General features: G+C 70.5%; 17 protein-coding genes. 6 read left to right on the top strand and 11 right to left on the bottom strand.

The genetic code is table 11. The annotated features are described in order from the left end of the window. Positions 1 to 101: 101 nt before the first annotated feature. The 7 genes from JJ683_RS00960 to JJ683_RS18800 all read right to left on the bottom strand — a co-directional run bounded on the left by JJ683_RS00960 (position 102) and on the right by JJ683_RS18800 (position 4,630). On the bottom strand, positions 102 to 779 hold the full coding sequence (locus tag JJ683_RS00960; RefSeq protein ID WP_200170883.1) for a heme-binding beta-barrel domain-containing protein: 678 nt from the start codon (positions 777 to 779) through the stop codon (positions 102 to 104). A gap of 247 nt (positions 780 to 1,026) precedes the next feature. Continuing rightward, a complete protein-coding gene (locus JJ683_RS00955) occupies positions 1,027 to 1,332 on the bottom strand; it encodes a DUF1416 domain-containing protein (protein WP_200170797.1) in 306 nt (101 codons plus the stop codon). Positions 1,333 to 1,363: 31 nt separating this feature from the next. Next, positions 1,364 to 2,197, bottom strand: a complete 834-nt coding sequence (locus tag JJ683_RS00950; protein WP_200170796.1) for a sulfurtransferase — start codon at positions 2,195 to 2,197, stop codon at positions 1,364 to 1,366. Between the two features lie 246 nt (positions 2,198 to 2,443). After that, entirely contained in the window at positions 2,444 to 2,911 is a 468-nt protein-coding gene (locus tag JJ683_RS00945; RefSeq protein ID WP_200170795.1) for a DUF4395 domain-containing protein, read from the bottom strand. Between the two features lie 215 nt (positions 2,912 to 3,126). Then, positions 3,127 to 3,195 carry a putative leader peptide gene (locus JJ683_RS19715; RefSeq protein ID WP_372435213.1) on the bottom strand — a complete coding sequence of 23 codons (69 nt, stop codon included), beginning with the start codon at positions 3,193 to 3,195 and terminating at the stop codon, positions 3,127 to 3,129. A gap of 125 nt (positions 3,196 to 3,320) precedes the next feature. Next, complete coding sequence (locus JJ683_RS00940; RefSeq protein WP_200170794.1) at positions 3,321 to 3,806, bottom strand: thioredoxin family protein; 486 nt, start codon at positions 3,804 to 3,806, stop codon at positions 3,321 to 3,323. Next, entirely contained in the window at positions 3,803 to 4,630 is an 828-nt protein-coding gene (locus JJ683_RS18800; RefSeq protein WP_200170793.1) for an LmeA family phospholipid-binding protein, read from the bottom strand. Before JJ683_RS18800 ends, JJ683_RS00940 begins: the two co-directional genes overlap by 4 nt. 187 nt (positions 4,631 to 4,817) lie before the next feature. Here JJ683_RS18800 and JJ683_RS00930 point away from each other — a divergent pair, with 187 nt between their 5' ends. The 6 genes from JJ683_RS00930 (at position 4,818) to pstB (ending at position 10,751) form a co-directional block, all read left to right on the top strand. Next, positions 4,818 to 5,522 carry a winged helix-turn-helix domain-containing protein gene (locus tag JJ683_RS00930; protein ID WP_200170792.1) on the top strand — a complete coding sequence of 235 codons (705 nt, stop codon included), beginning with the start codon at positions 4,818 to 4,820 and terminating at the stop codon, positions 5,520 to 5,522. Positions 5,523 to 5,614: 92 nt separating this feature from the next. Beyond that, on the top strand, positions 5,615 to 6,577 hold the full coding sequence (mshD, locus tag JJ683_RS00925) for a mycothiol synthase (protein ID WP_200170791.1): 963 nt from the start codon (positions 5,615 to 5,617) through the stop codon (positions 6,575 to 6,577). Positions 6,578 to 6,823: 246 nt separating this feature from the next. Then, the gene (gene pstS, locus JJ683_RS00920) at positions 6,824 to 7,909 is read left to right on the top strand and encodes a phosphate ABC transporter substrate-binding protein PstS (RefSeq protein ID WP_200170882.1); all 1,086 of its coding nucleotides are present in this window, start codon (positions 6,824 to 6,826) and stop codon (positions 7,907 to 7,909) included. 7 nt (positions 7,910 to 7,916) lie between these two features. Next, complete coding sequence (gene pstC, locus JJ683_RS00915) at positions 7,917 to 8,975, top strand: phosphate ABC transporter permease subunit PstC (protein ID WP_242474278.1); 1,059 nt, start codon at positions 7,917 to 7,919, stop codon at positions 8,973 to 8,975. Further along, positions 8,972 to 9,889: a phosphate ABC transporter permease PstA gene (gene pstA, locus JJ683_RS00910; protein WP_200170790.1), complete on the top strand. Its 918-nt coding sequence runs from the start codon at positions 8,972 to 8,974 to the stop codon at positions 9,887 to 9,889. Before pstC ends, pstA begins: the two co-directional genes overlap by 4 nt. Positions 9,890 to 9,974: 85 nt before the next feature. After that, positions 9,975 to 10,751: a phosphate ABC transporter ATP-binding protein PstB gene (gene pstB, locus JJ683_RS00905; RefSeq protein ID WP_200170789.1), complete on the top strand. Its 777-nt coding sequence runs from the start codon at positions 9,975 to 9,977 to the stop codon at positions 10,749 to 10,751. Positions 10,752 to 10,866: 115 nt separating this feature from the next. Here pstB and phoU read toward each other — a convergent pair whose 3' ends face one another. The 4 genes from phoU to JJ683_RS00885 form a co-directional block, all read right to left on the bottom strand. Next, complete coding sequence (gene phoU / locus JJ683_RS00900) at positions 10,867 to 11,535, bottom strand: phosphate signaling complex protein PhoU (protein ID WP_200170788.1); 669 nt, start codon at positions 11,533 to 11,535, stop codon at positions 10,867 to 10,869. Between the two features lie 114 nt (positions 11,536 to 11,649). Further along, a complete protein-coding gene (locus JJ683_RS18795) occupies positions 11,650 to 13,896 on the bottom strand; it encodes an LCP family protein (protein ID WP_307810612.1) in 2,247 nt (748 codons plus the stop codon). A 201-nt stretch (positions 13,897 to 14,097) separates the two neighbouring features. Then, positions 14,098 to 15,261 (bottom strand): tRNA dihydrouridine synthase DusB, encoded by a 1,164-nt coding sequence (dusB, locus tag JJ683_RS00890; protein WP_307810611.1) that lies wholly within the window; start codon positions 15,259 to 15,261, stop codon positions 14,098 to 14,100. 19 nt (positions 15,262 to 15,280) lie between these two features. Beyond that, positions 15,281 to 16,231 carry an acyl-ACP desaturase gene (locus tag JJ683_RS00885; RefSeq protein ID WP_200170787.1) on the bottom strand — a complete coding sequence of 317 codons (951 nt, stop codon included), beginning with the start codon at positions 16,229 to 16,231 and terminating at the stop codon, positions 15,281 to 15,283. Between the last annotated feature and the right edge of the window lie 110 nt (positions 16,232 to 16,341).

Raw genomic sequence — 16,341 nt, 5'->3', positions numbered from 1 at the left:
TGCGTGATGGCGCGCGCAGTGCCGGGGGTGTGCGCAGTGCCGGAGGTGTGCGGCCCCGGGCCCGCCACACGTCCTCGGCGGACCGGAAGCGGGACGGACGGTCAGCCGGCGTAGCGGCTGAGTCGCGCCGACATGTGCGGGCGGGGCTCGCCGTCGGCGAAGGAACGCTCCTCGACGTACGCGAGGTCGCCGCCTTCGACGATCCCGTAGATGCGGGTGGCGCCGCCATAGTGGGGGCCGGTGGCGCTGCGGATGACGACATCGGTCGCCAACTCCCAGGAGGACTGATTGCGCGGCGCGCCGTAGAACATTTCGATCACGCCGGAACTGTGGGTGAGCATGAACTCGATGACGTCGTCGTCGGTGATGCGCCAGAAACCCGCTTCACGGAGGGTGGGGCGGACATAGGCGCCTTCATCGTCGAGCAGCCACGTGCGCGCCTCCCAGGCGAGGTATGCGCCGCCGTCGTGGGTGACGGTGATCTGCTGGCCGAAGCGGTGCCCGCCCAGCTCGGGGGAGTCTCCCTCGCCCTCGCCGCGCCACACTCCCACCAGCGGCAGCAGCGCCAGCAGCGCAGGGTTGAGGTCCGGCCCTTGCCGCAGGTTGGCGGTGTCGTCCGGCAGCGGCAGGCCCGCGAGGTTGCCCACATTGCGGTCGGACGTGCCGGTGGCGGCGGCCCGCTCGGCAGCCTCGGAGACGGCCCGGTTGGCGGAACCCGCGACGGGCGGCTGCCCGCCGGCGCCGTCCCCGGCCGGGGCGTCGCTCGACGGCCCCGACATCACTGTTCGGGGGACTCGTTCGTGATCGTGCGCATCACCGTGTAGACGGCGAACCACGCGATGGCGATGCTGCACAGGACCAGGAGGATCGTAAAGAAGAGTTCCACGTCGGTCATCCTATCGTGATCGGGCTCGGGCGAAGGCGCGCAGGGCCGCAGGGCGGGCAGGCCGCATGCGTGAGGGCCCGGCACCAGGCGGTACCGGGCCCTCACGCCCCGGTCACGGCCGGGGCGTGTGTCAGCAGCAGTTACGCGGCGAGGGTGATGGTCGTCTCGTGGATTCCCGGCCCGGACGGCGCGACGGTCGTATCGCCGTTGCCGGCCGACGACAGCGCGCGGACGGTCCAGCTGCCCGGTCCGGCGAAGAACCGGAAGTCGCCGGTGGCGGACGCCACCACCTCGGCGGTGAACTCGCCCGACGAGTCGAGCAGCCGGACGAATGCGCCGCCCACCGGCTGGCCGTCTTTGCCCACGACCCGTCCGGTGATGACGGTTTCGGTCTCGGCGTCGACCCCTGCGGGGAGGGTCTGACTCTGCACTGGTGCTCCGCACATGGTGTTCTCCCTAGTGTGTTCCGGTGCGCCCTCAGGCGCCCTGCTCGATGGGGGCGCCGACGAGCGAGCCGTACTCGACCCAGCTGCCGTCGTAGTTCTTGACGTTCTTCTTGCCGAGGATCTCCTGCAGGACGAACCAGGTGTGGCTGGAACGCTCGCCGATGCGGCAGTAGGCGATGGTCTCTTTGGCGTCGTCGAACCCCTTGGCGCCGTAGAGGGCGGTGAGCTCCTCGTCGGACTTGAAGGTGCCGTCCTCGTTGGCGGCCTGGCTCCAGGGCACGTTGAGCGCGCCGGGGACGTGTCCGCGGCCCTGCGCCTGCTCCTGCGGCAGGTGTGCCGGAGCGGCCAGCTCGCCGGAGAACTCGCCGGGCGAGCGGACGTCGACCAGGTTCTGGTTCCCGATGGCGGCGATGACGTCGTCGCGGTAGGCGCGGATCGACGCGTCGGGCTCCTGCGCCGCGTATTCGGTGGCGGGGCGGCTCACCTCATCGGTGGACAGCGGGCGGGCGTCGAGCTCCCACTTCTTGCGGCCGCCGTCGATGAGCTTGACGTCCGTGTGGCCGTAGTACTTCAGGTACCAGTAGGCGTAGGCGGCGAACCAGTTGTTGTTGCCGCCGTAGAGGACGATGGTGTCGTCGTTGGCGATGCCCCGCTCGGAGAGGAGGCGGCTGAAACCCTCGCGGTCGAGGAAATCGCGGCGGACGGCGTCCTGCAGGTCCGCGCGCCAGTCCAGGCGCACGGCGCCCTCGATGTGTCCGGTCTCGTACGCGCTGGTGTCTTCGTCGACCTCGACGAAGACGATGCCGTCCGCGCCGATGTTCTTTTGTGCCCAGTCGGTGCTGACCAGGACGTCGGAGCGTGCCATGAGGTTCCTTCCTCGCTGTGCCACCGCAGCAGGCGGTGACGCTGTGTGTGACTCTCGATCAGTGGATGCGAAAATCGTTCCCCGGCAATGTGATGCCGGAAGAGTCTGGATGAAGGCCGCGCGGGAGCGGCCGGGGTTCCGAAAGGGCGCGGCCGCCAGTGCGACGCGCCGCCCGCCGGCGGGGCACCGGATCCGGGCGCCGGCGGCGCCGCGGGGAGGCGGCGTCTCCGGCGGAGCGGAATCCGGTCATGACATTCGCAGGTAGGCGAGCATCGGGTACATCCTGCAGCCCAGACAGACGCCGAAGGCGGCGTTCAACAGTGCTGCGAACAGCGCGAACGCGGTGGCGATGGCGCCGAGCAACGGCACGCCCGCCGTGTATCCGGCGAGGCCGACGACCGCGAAGGCGAGGCCCACCGTCTGCGCAAAACGCAGCGGCGCCACCGGTTCCCGCTCCGCCGGAGGCGTGAGGCGGGGAGCGACGAAGCGGGCGAAGAGCCACCCGTACGGGCTGCGGCGCGGGCCGAAGGCGGCGCCGGCGGCGAACACCAGGGCCTGAACGGCCAGCAGCCACCACGCACCGGTGAGCAGCACGACCGCGAGAACCGCGGTCGTGACGGCGGCGGCGAAGCGGGGACCGCGGACGTCCACGCCGACGCCCGGCGATGCGGGGGCCGGACGCGCGGCGTCGCGTTCGGTGGATTCCAGAGGCATCGGGTGCGTGCTCCTTGGGCTGCTGAGGATGCCGCGCGACGTGATGACGACTGCGGCTGCCGGTGGCCGGCGGGGGAATGCGTGGGCGGCGTGCGAGGTTTCGGCGATCTGGACCATGCCTCGAAGGGCGATGAATCTCGAAGTCCGTGGTGGGGGATCCCCGCCGGAACCGTGGCGGCGCTATCGGTGGAAGCGACCTTTGCCTTGCCCGTTGATCAGCAACAGGAACAGCAACAGCCCCCGAGGCGGCACAGGTCGACTGCGCGGCGTCGGGTGAGCATCATTCGCTCGTGGCTTGTCTGCACATGATGAGGCTACCGTGCCGCGTGCGGTCTGCGCCACTCCGGGGTGCGGCGCGCGGGCGCCGGGGCGCGGCCGGTGCGCCGTGCAGGTACGCCGCATCGGCGGTTCAGCGCAGGGAGCGCAGCGCGTCTGCCAGTGCCGACGCATCCGGCACGCCGCTGATCCGCCCGTGCCGTGAGCCGTCGCGTCTGTAGAGGAAAGTCGTGGGCAGCGACATCACGTGCAGGCGGCGGGCCAGCGCGGTGTGCTCGTCCAGGTCGAGCTCGAGGTCCTGCACGGGCGCGCCTGCGGGATCCTCCTCCGCGAGCCGTCCCACGGTGCCGGCCACCACGCGGCGCACCGCCGCGCACGGTCCGCACCACGAGGCGGAGAAGTGCACGACCGCCGGTCCGTCGCCGTGGAGTCCCGCGGCGCGCAGCAGCGCCAGATCGTCGTCCGGCCGGCCCGCCCCGCCCGGGGCGTCCGTGGCCGGAGGCGGACCTTCGGTCTGCCCACCACCGGACGGGCGCACCTTCCCGGAGCGGGCACGCAACGCCAGCCCGACGGCCACGGCGAGGACGATCACGACCACGAGGATCACCGCTTTTATCATCCGACCCCCTCCGGGCTCGTCGTGTCCGTCGCGGTGACGAGTTCGGTCAGGCGGACCTGCACGTCGGCGGCGTCGCCCTGCACGATGATGTTGGTCCCCGCGGAAAGCACGCGGGTGGCGTCGAGGCCGTATGGAAGCGCGCGGGCATCGATGGTGATGGCGAATTGCGGGCCGACGACCTCGATCGACGGCACGGGCTCGGGATCGATCCCCGGCGCGCCGGGACGCGGCCACACCGCGCTCGGGACGATCGACAGAATGCCCTTGTCCAATACCAGGTAGGCGACGACGGAGACCGGGCTGCGCACGGGGCCGGACTCGTCCGCGGACGTCTGCACCGTGCCGGTCAGCAGCACGCGGTGGGCGCTCAGCGGGGGGCCGTAGGTGAGCGCTCCCGCATGGGGGGCGTCCTCGGCGGCAGGCGGTTCGGACACCTCGAGATCCGGCACACCGAGCAGCCGCCCGAGAGTGGTCTGGCCGATCACCCAGCTCGCGGTGGCATGCTCCGCGTGGATGGTCGTGCGGGGGTCGGAGATGATGCCGTCGTCCGGGAATCCGACACCGGTGAAGCGGGCTTGGACCGTGGTGCGATAGGCGATCGGGGTGGGCACGTCCTGTGCGCTGACGGTGATGGCGGAGGCGTGGCCGCGAGGCACCGACCACAGGAACGGGAACGCGGAGATGGAGACCTCGGGGTCGCTGCCGAGTGCAGCGGTGTCGCGCACCGCCCGCGAGACGCGGTACTCGGTCGCGATCGCGGCGCCGAAGTCGACGACGACGAGCAGCGCCAGCAGCGCCGCCACTCCCAGGACGAGTTTCCGCACCGGGCCATTGTCGCCGATCCCGCAGGGCGCGCTTCGAGCGGAGGGGCCTGCCGATAGAATCGGCGCAAAGCCATGGATCCGCTGTGCGCATGGGGGGCCGGTTTCCGCGGTCCTGCCCGGGGCACAGTGTTCGGGCCGGGACGGCCGGGGCCGCCGGGGGATCCATGGCCTCCGAGAGGGAGTCCGGGTGGACCTGCTGTTGTTGTCGGCGGCGAACGACGCGGCCGCAGTGCTGCCGCCACTCGGCTTGCTCGCACACGGGGTCGAGGTCGTCTCCACGCTCGCCGACGCCCCGGAGAAGGCGGTGCGCGCGGACGTGATCGTCGTCGACGCGCTGGCGGATCTTCCGCGGGCGCGCGCCGCCTCGGCCTCGCTGGCGGCCGCGGCGCCGGGGGTGCCGGTGCTGGTCGTCGTCACCGAGGGCGACGCGATCGCGTTGAACGCCGAATGGGGGCTCGCGGACTTCGTACTGTCCTCCGCAGGCCCGGCGGAGGTCGACGCGCGCCTGCGCTTGCTCGGGGCGCACGCGGCCCGGGGCGGGGGAGCACGTGAGCCGGACGGCGCTGCAGCGTCGACGGTCACGCTGGGGGAGCTGGTGATCGACGAGCACACGTACACCGCGCGGCTTCGCGGCCGTCCGGTGGATCTGACCTACAAGGAATTCGAGCTGCTGAAGTTCCTCTGTCACAGCCCGGGGCGCGTGTACACCCGTGCGCAGCTGCTGCACGAAGTGTGGGGGTACGACTACTTCGGGGGCACGAGGACGGTGGACGTGCATGTCCGCCGCCTGCGCGCGAAACTCGGCAGCGAGTACGAGTCGATGATCGGTACCGTTCGGAATGTGGGGTACAAGTCGGTTCCGCAGCCGGGTTCACGCGAACCGGGCGATTGACGCCGCAGGGGCCGGCGCCGGTCGCACCCACGCCGTTGGATGCGTGCCGCGCGGAAGACCCGCCGCGGCACCTGTGCGAGGAGGTCGGGAGAATGTCTGGTCCACAGGATCACACCGGAGACGCCGCGGGACGGGGCGGTGCGGGGGGCGGCCACCAGCTGCGGCGCACGCAGCAGCTGACGCAGCAGGAGGCCGACGCGGTGCGCTCGGCGGTCGCCGTGACGACTCGAGTGGACGGGGCGGAACCGATCGGCGACGGCCCGATGCGCAGCCTCGCCGGCGGTGACGGGGTGCTGCATCTGCTGGTGCGTGATGCGGCCGGGCGGCTGTTGGCCTACGCGAACATCGAGGCGCCGAAGACCCCGCGTGCGATGGTCGAGGCGTTCGTGGTGCCGGACGCACGGGGCACGGGCATCGCGTCGGCGTTGCTGCAGACCGCCACGGCGGAGGCCGGCTCGCAGGGGTGTATCTGGGCGCACGGTGACGGGGCCGCGGCGCGCGCGGTGGCCGAGCGCATGGACATGGACGTCCGGCGGGAACTGTTGCAGCTCGCGCGTCCGCTGACGGACCCGGCCCTGCCGCCACTGCGCGTACCGGACGGAGTCACGGTCCGCAGTTTCCGAGGCGGCGACGAGGCGGAGCTGTTGCGCGTCAACAACGCAGCCTTCAGCTGGCATCCGGAACAGGGCGGCTGGACCGGCGACGACTTCGCCGAGCACCGCACACAGCCCTGGTTCACCCCCGACGGCATCTTCCTCGCGTTCGACGAGACGGATCCCGACACGCTCCTGGGCTTCCACTGGACGAAGGTCCACCCGGCGAGTGGTGATGCACCGCCGCTCGGCGAGGTCTACGTGCTGGGCGTGGACCCTGCCGCGCAGGGGCGCGGGCTGGGTTCGGTGCTCACGCTCATCGGCCTCGAGCACCTGCGCGACCTGGGACTGGAGACGGTGATGCTCTATGTGGAGGGCGACAACACCGCCGCCGTCAACACCTATTCGCGGCTGGGCTTCACCCGTTCGCGCGTCGACGTGGCCTACGGCTGGTCGAGCTGACGGCGGACCGGCGGCGATAGTCATCCACAGTTCCGCGTGCGTTCACTTTTGCGCTGTGACGCGGTAATCCCCGGCTCTTAGCGTTCGCATCGACGGCAGGGCGCCGTCGATGCGAACCGAGGGGAACGAGTGCAGACACCACAGCTGCAGAACGGCCGCGCGACGCGACGGGGCCGCCGAGCGAATCGTCGGACCGCCGCGGCGGGGCGGACGATCGGAACACTGGGACTCGCCGCCGCGACGGTGATGACGGTCGCGGCATGCGGAAGCGACAACAACAGTGCCGCCGCCGCGGCCGGCACCGGGGCGGCCGCCGCCGCACAGGACTTCCAGGTCGATTGCGCCGACGCCCGCGCGCTGTCCGCGGCCGGCTCGTCGGCGCAGAAGAACGCGATGGACCAGTTCACGGCCGCCTACATCGCGGCGTGCGGCGACCAGGGCGCCAACCTCGCCTACACGGCGAGCGGCTCCGGCGACGGCCGCAAGCAGTTCATCGCGGACCAGGTCGACTTCGCCGGCTCGGACTCGGCGATCACGGGCGAACAGCAGCAGCAGGCGATGGCCCGCTGCGGCGGCGGCGAGGTGTGGAACCTCCCGATGGTGTTCGGCCCCGTGGCGCTGGCCTACAACCTGCCCGGAGTGGACGGGCTGGTGCTGGACGGGCCCACAGCGGCCAAGATCTTCTCCGGCCAGGTCACCACGTGGAATGATCCGGCCATCGCCGCGCTGAACCCGGACGCCGCGCTGCCCGCGACGCCGATCGGCGTGGTCTACCGTTCCGACTCGTCCGGCACCACCGACAACTTCCAGACCTACCTGGAGACCGCGTCGGACGGCGTGTGGACGCAGGGCGCGGGTTCCGACTTCGTCGGCGGCGTGGGCAACGGGTCGAAGGGTTCGGCAGGAGTGGCGCAGGCCGTCTCCTCCGCGGAAGGGTCGATCACCTACGTGGAGGCGTCGTTCGCCACCCAGTCCGGGCTGCAGACCGCGCGGATCGACAGCGGCGCCGGGCCCGTGGAACTGACCCCCGAGACCGCGGCGACCGCGATCTCGCAGGTCGAGTTCGTCAACCCGGGCAGCAACGACCTCGCGATGGACCTGACGTCGATCTACGGCACCGAGGAACCCGGCGCGTACCCGCTGGTGCTGGCCACCTACGAGATCGTCTGCGGCAGCGGCTACGACGAGCAGACGGCAGGCGCGGTCAAAGCGTTCCTGAACGTCGCCGCCGGGCCGGGGCAGAAGGGGCTCGCGGACATCGGCTACGTTCCGCTGCCCGACGACCTGCGCTCCACGCTGACCGATGCGATCGACTCGATCACGGCCGGTTGATCAGGAGATGACGACGATGCTTCGGCAGCCCGGAACCGTGGGTACGCGGACGCGCCCCCACGGTTCCGGCGGGGCGGACGGCGGAGATCCAGGCAGCGGCGGGCGGTTCGACCGGCGCCGGACGCGGGCCGAGTCGACGGGACGCACCGGCGACCGCGTGCTGCGATCGGCGACGACGGCGGCCGCGGTCGGCGTCTCCGCGATGGTGGCCGCGATCGGGATCTTCCTGGCCTGGCGCGCGGTGCCCGCACTGCAGCGCAATGAGGCCAACTTCCTCACCTCGCACGAATGGTCCACGACGGACATCCAGCACCTCGCGTTCGGCATCGCCGACCTGCTCGCGCTCACCGTCTTCGTCTCGGCGTTCGCGTTGATGATGGCGATGCCGGTGTCGTTCGGGATCGCGGTGTTCGTGACGCGCTACGCGCCGCGCCGTCTCGCCCGGCCGATCTCCTACATCGTGGACCTGCTGGCCGCCGTCCCGTCCGTCGTCTACGGCTTGTGGGGGCTGCTGGTGCTCGCGCCGGCGTTGGAACCGGTGGCGACGTGGTTGAACAGCACCTTCGGCTGGTTCCCGCTGTTCGCCACCGGGTCCGGATCCGTCGCCGGCGGCGGCACCGTGTTCACCGCGGGCATCGTCCTCGCCGTGATGATCATCCCCATCATCGCCGGGGTGACCCGCGAAGTGTTCACGCAGACCCCGCGCGAGCACGTGGAGGCGGCGCTCGCACTGGGGGCGACCCGTTGGGAGGTGGTGCGGCTCGCGGTGCTGCCGTTCGGCCGCAGCGGGTTCATCGGAGCGTCGATGCTGGGGCTGGGCCGCGCGCTCGGCGAGACGATGGCGCTGTACATGGTGCTGCAGACGACGTCTGCGGCGTTCGGCTGGTCGCTCTTCGACAGCGGCGCCTCGATCGCGTCGAAGATCGCCCTCGGCTATGCGGAATTCAACAACGCACTGCAGGCGGGCGCCTACATCGCCGCCGGGCTGGTGCTGTTCGCGCTCACGTTCGTCGTGGGCGCGGGGGCCCGGCTGATCGCGGCGCGCGGGAACGGAGGCAGGTCATGACCGTCGATTCCGAAGTACGGGCCGCAGGACCGTCCGCGTCGTTCATCCCGACCTCCCTCCGGCGCCGCACCGTCGACGGCGCGGCGGGCGTACTGGTGTGGGCGAGTGTGGCCGCGGCGCTGGTTCCGCTGGCCTGGATCCTGTGGACGGTCGTCGCCAAAGGGCTGCCGGCGGTCACCTCGTCGACGTGGTTCACCCACTCGCTCAGCGGGTTGTCCTCGACCACCGCCGGCGGAGGCGTCTACCACGCCATCATCGGCACGCTTCTGCAAGGCCTGGTGTGCTCTGCGATCGCTATCCCGGTGGGGATCCTCGTGGCCGTGTACCTGGTCGAGTACGCCGGCCCGTCGCGGCTCGGCCGGGTGACGACCTTCATGGTCGACGTCCTCGCGGGGGTGCCGTCGATCGTCGCGGCCCTGTTCATCTACGCGTTGTGGGTGGTGACCTTCGGCTTCGACAGGTCGGGCATCGCGGTGTCGCTGGCGTTGGTGCTGCTGATGGTGCCGATGGTGGTGCGGTCGACCGAGGAGATGCTGCGGATCGTCCCGGGCGACCTGCGTGAAGCGTCGTACGCGCTGGGCGTCCCGCAGTGGAAGACGATCGCCAGGGTGGTGCTGCCCACGGCGCTGCCGGGCATCGTCACCGGAACGATGCTCGCCGTTGCGCGGGTGCTCGGCGAGACTGCGCCTCTGCTGATCCTCGTCGGGTACGCGCCGTTCATCAATTTCGATCTGGGGTCGGGGGAGATGGGGACGCTGCCCGGCCTGATCGTCGACCAGATGAACAACCCCAGCGCAGTCGGCGCGGATCGCATGTGGGGCTCGGCGCTCACACTCATCGGCATGGTCGCCGTCCTCAGCATAGCGGCGACGCTGCTGGCGCGGCGGTCCACGGTGCGCGGCGGCGACAGGTGAATCCGACGGCAGGGCCGGCGGGCCCCGCCGCAATCCGTACCGGGGAGCGTTCCCCGGATCCACATCTCGAGAAGGAGTGCCCGCGATGACCAGGCGCGTGGACCTGCAGAACGTCGACATCCACTACGGGGATTTCCACGCCGTGGCCGACGTCGACCTGACGATGCCGGCGAACAGCGTCACCGCGCTGATCGGGCCATCGGGCTGCGGCAAATCGACCGTGCTCCGGTCGATCAACCGTATGCACGAGGTGATCCCCGGTGCTCGCGTGGAGGGCAGCATCCGGCTCGACGACGAGGACATCTACGGCGCGGGCGTGGACCCGGTGGCGGTGCGCCGCACGATCGGGATGGTGTTCCAGCGTCCTAATCCCTTTCCCACCATGTCGATCCGCGAGAACGTCGTCGCCGGTCTGCGGCTGCAGGGGATGCGCGACAAGTCCGCTCTGGCCGAGATCACCGAGCAGGCATTGCGCGGGGCGAATCTGTGGGGCGAAGTGAAGGACCGGCTCGGTGCGCCGGGCGGCGGACTCTCGGGCGGGCAGCAGCAGCGGCTGTGCATCGCACGCGCGATCGCGGTATCGCCGCAGGTGCTTCTCATGGACGAGCCGTGCTCGTCCCTCGACCCCATCTCGACGCTCGCGATCGAGGAGCTCATCGACGAGTTGAAGGAGGAGTACACGGTGGTCATCGTCACCCATAACATGCAGCAGGCCGCGCGGGTGAGCGATCGGACCGCCTTCTTCAACCTTGCGGGTGTGGGTCTACCCGGCCGGCTGGTAGAGGTGGACGATACCGAGACGATCTTCTCCAACCCGGCCCAGCAGGCCACCGAGGACTACATCTCGGGCCGCTTCGGCTGATGTGCGGCCGGCTCCGCCGGGAAGGCGGGCGGAGAGCAGGCATGGATGGCGGTCGGGGAAGCCGGGGGAGACAGGAAAGCGCCGCCACGGCAGGGTGCCGTGGCGGCGCTGCGCGTCACAGCAGTTCGTGGTCGACTATCTGGTCCGGCATTTCGCCCGTCGCCAGGAACACCACCCGGCGGGCCACCTGCACTGCGTGGTCGGCGAACCGCTCGTAGAACCGGCCGAGCAGCGTCACGTCCACTGCCGTGCCCACGCCGTGCCGCCATTCCCGGTCCATCAGCACCGTGAGCAGGTGGCGGTCCAGGTCGTCCATCGCGTCATCCTCGGCCTGGAGTCCGCGCGCACGGTGCGGGTCATGCGTGACGAGGACTTCGCGCGCCGCGTCGGCGAGGGCCACCGCGATGCGGCCCATCTCCGCGACGTGGCCGCCGACCTCCTCCGGTAGCGCATGCTCCGGGTGGTTCCGCTCGGCGACCTTCGCGATGTGCGCCGCCAGCGCGCCCATGCGCTTGAGGTCGGCGACGATCTGGATGCCGCTGACGATCTGGCGCAGGTCCCCGGCCACCGGAGCCTGCAGTGCGAGAAGGGCGAACGCCTGCTCCTCGCACTGCGCGGCCAGCCCGTCGAATACGGGCCGCGTGGACTGCACTCGCCGGGCGAGCGGCAGGTCTGCCTGGAGCAGCGCCTCGGTGGCCTGGTCCATGGCGTCTTCCGCGAGCCCGCACATCTCCGCCAGGCCGGTGGAGAGCTGATCGAGTTGCTCGGTATACAAGGTTCGCACGGACCCAAGCCTAGGCGGCCAAGCCGACGGGACGGTTCGGTCGGCGTGAATTCGAGGTGAACGTCCGGTCCGCTGTGCGGGACATCTGGCGGGAGACCTCCGGTCGCGTCGCGGTCAGCCGCAGCTGACGTCGCCCGCATTGACGACGCTGACATCCAGCGGCACCGACCCCGCCTCCGTACTGTCACCGGCGAGCACCGGGTCGAGCACCGAGCCGGGGGCGTCCGGGCTGACGATGGACTGCGGGGAACTGTCGCTGAGCAGTACCTCGACGATCGACCCCAACCCGGTGGTGCGCTGCAGCTTCGCCCCCGGGAACGCCGAGGCCACAGTGGCCGCCGCCGCCAGGTTGTCCCCGGAGAACTGGATGATCGTTCCGGGTACGTCGGACGTGTGGTTGCCGATGCTGTAGATCTGGAAGCCCTCGGCACCGAGGTCGTCGGCGGTCGCCGAGGCGAATCCGTTGATACTCGACGCATTGCTGACCTGCACCGAGATCGTCCCCGGCGACATGGCATGAACCTGGGGGGCATCCGCGCCGTTCCCGGTGCCGGGGCCCGCAGGGGCGCCGGTGGGAACGGGAGCCTTGCTGGTGGCCGCCGCCGCCTTCGCGTCCTCGCGTTGCTCTCCGGGCAGCGGCTCATCGTCGATGATCGCGTCGAAAATGTTCCGGATGTCGGTGAGCCGCGGCGTCTCGTTGCCCCAGGCGTCGGTGCCGTCGGTGGGGGCGGTGAGGAAGGTGACCTGATCGGCGTCGACGTTCTGCAGCGAGCGGCCGAGCGTGATGAGCGCCTGCGTGTCGAGGTTGTCCCCGAAGGAGGCCTTGATGAACTCGTTGATGAACGAATTCAGTTTGCCCGGGTCCAGCAGGACATTGTGCGACAAGGCCTTGCGCAGCAGCGAGGACAGGAACATCTGCTGGCGTTTGATCCGCCCGTAGTCGCCGTTCCCCTCCGCCTCGACCTTGCGGGCCCGGACGTACTCCAGGGCGGTGGTGCCGCTGATGGTCTGCGGGCCCGGCTCCGGCAGGATCGTGCCCAGTTCATCGTCCACCAGCGGCCTGGTGGTGCAGACCTCGACGCCGCCGACGGTGTCGACCATCGCCTCGAAGCCGGCGAAGTCCATGCCCAGGAAGTGGTTGACCTTGATCCCCGAGAGCTTCTGAATCACCTGGACGAGGCACCGGGGCCCCCCGAAGGCGTACGCGCTGTTGAGCTTGACGTCGTCCTCCGCCGGCACGATCTCGTCGGTGTAGGTGCCGGACGAGTTGTCCCAGCGCTCGCAGGATGGACGGTCGATGTTGAGATCGCGCGGGAACGAAACACCCACGACGCGGCTGCGGTCGGCCGGGATGTTGACCAGCATGATCGTGTCCGACCTTGCGCCCTCGACCTGCGTGGCGCTGCCGGCGCCCACGTCGGAGTTCGCGCCGGCGCGGGTGTCGGTGCCGATGATGAGGTAGTTCTCGTCGCCGTACTGCCCGGCGGGGTTGCGCACATCGTCGGAGTTCTGGTCCAGCGCGGAGACCTGGGTGTACTGGCTGTCGGTGATGCGCAGGTAACTCCACACTGCGCCGGTCACCACCAGGGAGAGCACCGACACCAAGGCGACAGCGACGTGGCTGAGGCGTAGCCAATAGTTGGGGTGGCGGCCGTTGTCGGCGCGGTTGTGTTGGAGACGTCCCGGGATGTTCAGCGGCAGCGCGGAACGGATCCACGAGGCGGCCTCCGGCGCGGAACGAGGTTCTTCGTCGTCCTGGTCCTTGTGCGGCAGGCCGGTGCGCGCGAGGCCGTCGCCGTCAAGTGCCGGGCCGTGCTGTGTCAGGTCATCCTGTGCCAGGCCGTCCTGCTCGGGGCCGTCCTGCGGCGTTCCGTCCGTCGGTCGCCCGCTCCTCGGCGGTGCCGCGGCATCCGGCGGCGAGGCGGCATCCGGCGGCGCGGCGGCATCCGGCGGCGCGGCCGGCGATTCTGGACCAGTCCCGACAGGCCCGCCCGCAATCCCGGACCCGCCCGCAATCCCGGACGCCGTGCCCTCCGGGGCCTGCGGTGCCGGATTCCCGGGGTCCTGCGGCACCGAATCCTCGGGGGCGGAAGGGGCCTGGCCCGGGTGGCCGATGCGCGCGATGAGGTCGGCGACGGTGACGCGGCCATGCGGATGCGCACCGGCCGAGCCGAGTCTGCGCCGCCCGCCGTCGTCGCCCCGGCCCCGGGCGGCTTGGTCGTCGGGCTCCCGGCCTTCGGGGGACTGGTCTCCGGGGCCCCGGTCGGAACCGGCGGAAGCGTCCGCCGGCACGGACTCCTCGCCGCGGATGCGCGATAGGGGCCGCTCCCAGGGGGCGGTGAAACGGTGATCGTCTGTCACTTCCCGCCCTTCATGCTCGTCGACCCGTCGGCCGTCCACGACGGCCCGGTGCCACCGGTGTGTGCGTGTCGCCTTGCCGCCGTTCGCGGCAGCCGGCAGCCCCGCCCGCTGCCTGCGCCCGGTGCTTCCCTGACAGTGGCGCCGGGTCGATCACTCATCGTACTTATCGGCCCGTCACGGTGCCGTGACGCCCACCCGGGATCAGCCGCCAGAGTTCATCACGTCCGCGCCGAACGGCACCGTCGCGTCGTCCGGGTCGTCCAGCCAGCCCTCGGGCAGGACGACCTTCCCCGGCGATCCCTGCCGCCCGCGTGGCTGGTAGCCGTCGGCAGGGAAGGGCACGTCCGGGTCGAGGCGTCCCAGGAGATCCTCGAACTCGGCCATGCCGGTGACCCGGGCCAACTGCACCCGCAGATCCGAACCGGCCGGGAAGCCGTGCATGTACCAGGCGATGTGCTTGCGGATCTCGCGGCAGCCCTTGAGCTCACCGTGGTGGGCGATGAGCAGTTCCAGATGCCGCCGCATGATCCGTGCCACCTCGCCGAGCGTGGGTGGGACCGGCATCTCGCGGCCGCTCAGATGCGCGTCCAGCTCGGCGAACAACCACGGCCGGCCCAGGCAGCCGCGGCCGACGACCACGCCGTCGCAACCGGTCTCCGCCATCATCCGCGAGGCGTCCTGCGCGGTGAAAATGTCGCCGTTGCCCAGGACCGGGATGTCGGTGACGTGCTCGACGAGCCGGGCGATCTGCGACCAGTCCGAGTGTCCCGAATACCGCTGCTCGGCCGTGCGCGCGTGCAGGGCCAGCGCCACCGCGCCCTCCTCGGCGGCGATGCGCCCGGCGTCCAGGTGGGTGTGGTGCTCGTCGTCGATGCCCACGCGGAACTTCACCGTCACCGGCACGCCGCTGCCTTCGGTGGCGCGGACGGCGGCCGCAACGATCTGCCGGAACAAGGCCCGCTTGTACGGCAGGGCGGAGCCGCCGCCACGCCGCGTCACCTTGGGGACCGGGCAGCCGAAGTTCATGTCGATGTGGTCGGCCAAGTCCTCGTCGACGATCATCTTCGCCGCGTCGTAGGTGGTGGCCGGGTCGACGGTGTACAGCTGCAGCGAGCGCGGCGACTCGTCCGGCCCGAAGGTGGTCATGTGCATTGTCACCGGATGCCGCTCGACGAGGGCGCGGGCGGTGACCATCTCGCACACGTAGAGCCCAGCGGCACTGCCGGACCGCTCCTGCTCCACCTCGCGGCACAGCGTGCGGAACGCGACGTTCGTGACTCCTGCCATGGGGGCGAGCACCACCGGGCTGCGCAGCGCGAACGGGCCGATGGTCAAGGGGGCGGGACGGGTCTGAAGGGAAAGCACCCGTCCATTGTGCCGGAACTCAGCCGGCGAGCGAATCCCGGCGCTTGCGGTCGCGTTCGAGCGCGCGATTGCGGGTCTGCTCGAAACGCTCGACCTTGCCCTCGAGTTCGTCGATGAACGCGCCGATGCGATCCCGCTGCCGCTCGCCCTCGCCGGAGTAGTCGGTGCGTTCCATGATGTTCCACTTGCGCAGGACGGGCTTGACGACCTCGTTGAGGTGTTGTCCCAGGTCGTAGATGCCGTTCTTCGCGATGAGCACCGCGTTGCGGCGGAAGTCGGGCATTCCGTGCCCGGGCATTTCGAAGGCCTCGAGGATGTCGGCGATGGCGCCCACGGCCTGGTCGGGCGCGAGCTCCAGGGCGGACTCGCACAGATTGCGGTAGAAGACCATGTGCAGGTTCTCGTCCGCGGCGACACGCTGCAGCATGCGGTCGGCGATCGGGTCGCCGCAGGCCTTGCCGGTGTTGCGGTGGCTCACGCGCGTGGCGAGCTCCTGGAACGTCACATAGGCCAGCGAGTGCAGGATGTCCTTGTCCGTCTGCGGGTTGTAGCCGGTGATCATGTGCTGCATGCGCGCGCGCTCGAGCGCCACCGGGTCGACGCCGCGGGTGACCACGAGGTAGTCGCGCATGACGATCGCGTGCCGGTTCTCCTCCGCGGTCCACGTCCCCACCCACGTGCCCCACGGTCCGTCCAGAGAGAAGTTCGTGGCGATCTCACGGTGGTAGGAGGGGAGGTTGTCCTCCGTGAGCAGGTTCGTGATCATCGCGGCCTTGGCGGTGGGGTCGAGGCGGGACTGCTCCTCGTCCCAATCCGCGCCGCCCATCGCCGCGAAGTTGGTGCCCTCGTCCCACGGGACGTAGTCGTGCGGGTGCCACTCCTTGGCCATCGACTGGTGCCGGTTGAGGTTGGCCTCGACCACCGGCTCGAGTTCGGTGAGCAATTCGAGCTCGGTCAGCGTGCTGGTCATCGGTTCCCTCCCGATCGCGATTCCGGACACGGTCACCTTACGGCACCGTAGGTACCCGAGGAAGGGTCCCGGATGTTGAATTCGGCGAACGCCGGTGCGCGGTCGCACGG

The organism is Tomitella cavernea (assembly GCF_016599145.1).
GTDB classification, from domain to species: Bacteria; Actinomycetota; Actinomycetes; order Mycobacteriales; family Mycobacteriaceae; genus Tomitella; species Tomitella cavernae.
The sequence above is the reverse complement of the archived record's forward strand: the minus strand, read 5'-3'. Positions and strand labels throughout refer to the sequence as shown.

Excerpts from the sequence above, each read along its gene's own strand:
- JJ683_RS00955 (WP_200170797.1), bottom strand. The coding sequence starts at position 1,332 with ATGTGCGGAGCACCAGTGCAGAGTCAGACCCTCCCCGCAGGGGTCGAC.
- JJ683_RS00885 (WP_200170787.1), bottom strand. The coding sequence starts at position 16,231 with ATGACCAGCACGCTGACCGAGCTCGAATTGCTCACCGAACTCGAGCCG.
- pstC (WP_242474278.1), top strand. The coding sequence starts at position 7,917 with ATGACGACGATGCTTCGGCAGCCCGGAACCGTGGGTACGCGGACGCGC.
- pstA (WP_200170790.1), top strand. The coding sequence starts at position 8,972 with ATGACCGTCGATTCCGAAGTACGGGCCGCAGGACCGTCCGCGTCGTTC.
- JJ683_RS00950 (WP_200170796.1), bottom strand. The coding sequence starts at position 2,197 with ATGGCACGCTCCGACGTCCTGGTCAGCACCGACTGGGCACAAAAGAAC.
- pstS (WP_200170882.1), top strand. The coding sequence starts at position 6,824 with ATGACGGTCGCGGCATGCGGAAGCGACAACAACAGTGCCGCCGCCGCG.
- mshD (WP_200170791.1), top strand. The coding sequence starts at position 5,615 with ATGTCTGGTCCACAGGATCACACCGGAGACGCCGCGGGACGGGGCGGT.
- JJ683_RS00945 (WP_200170795.1), bottom strand. The coding sequence starts at position 2,911 with ATGCCTCTGGAATCCACCGAACGCGACGCCGCGCGTCCGGCCCCCGCA.
- JJ683_RS00960 (WP_200170883.1), bottom strand. The coding sequence starts at position 779 with ATGTCGGGGCCGTCGAGCGACGCCCCGGCCGGGGACGGCGCCGGCGGG.
- JJ683_RS00940 (WP_200170794.1), bottom strand. The coding sequence starts at position 3,806 with ATGATAAAAGCGGTGATCCTCGTGGTCGTGATCGTCCTCGCCGTGGCC.
- pstB (WP_200170789.1), top strand. The coding sequence starts at position 9,975 with ATGACCAGGCGCGTGGACCTGCAGAACGTCGACATCCACTACGGGGAT.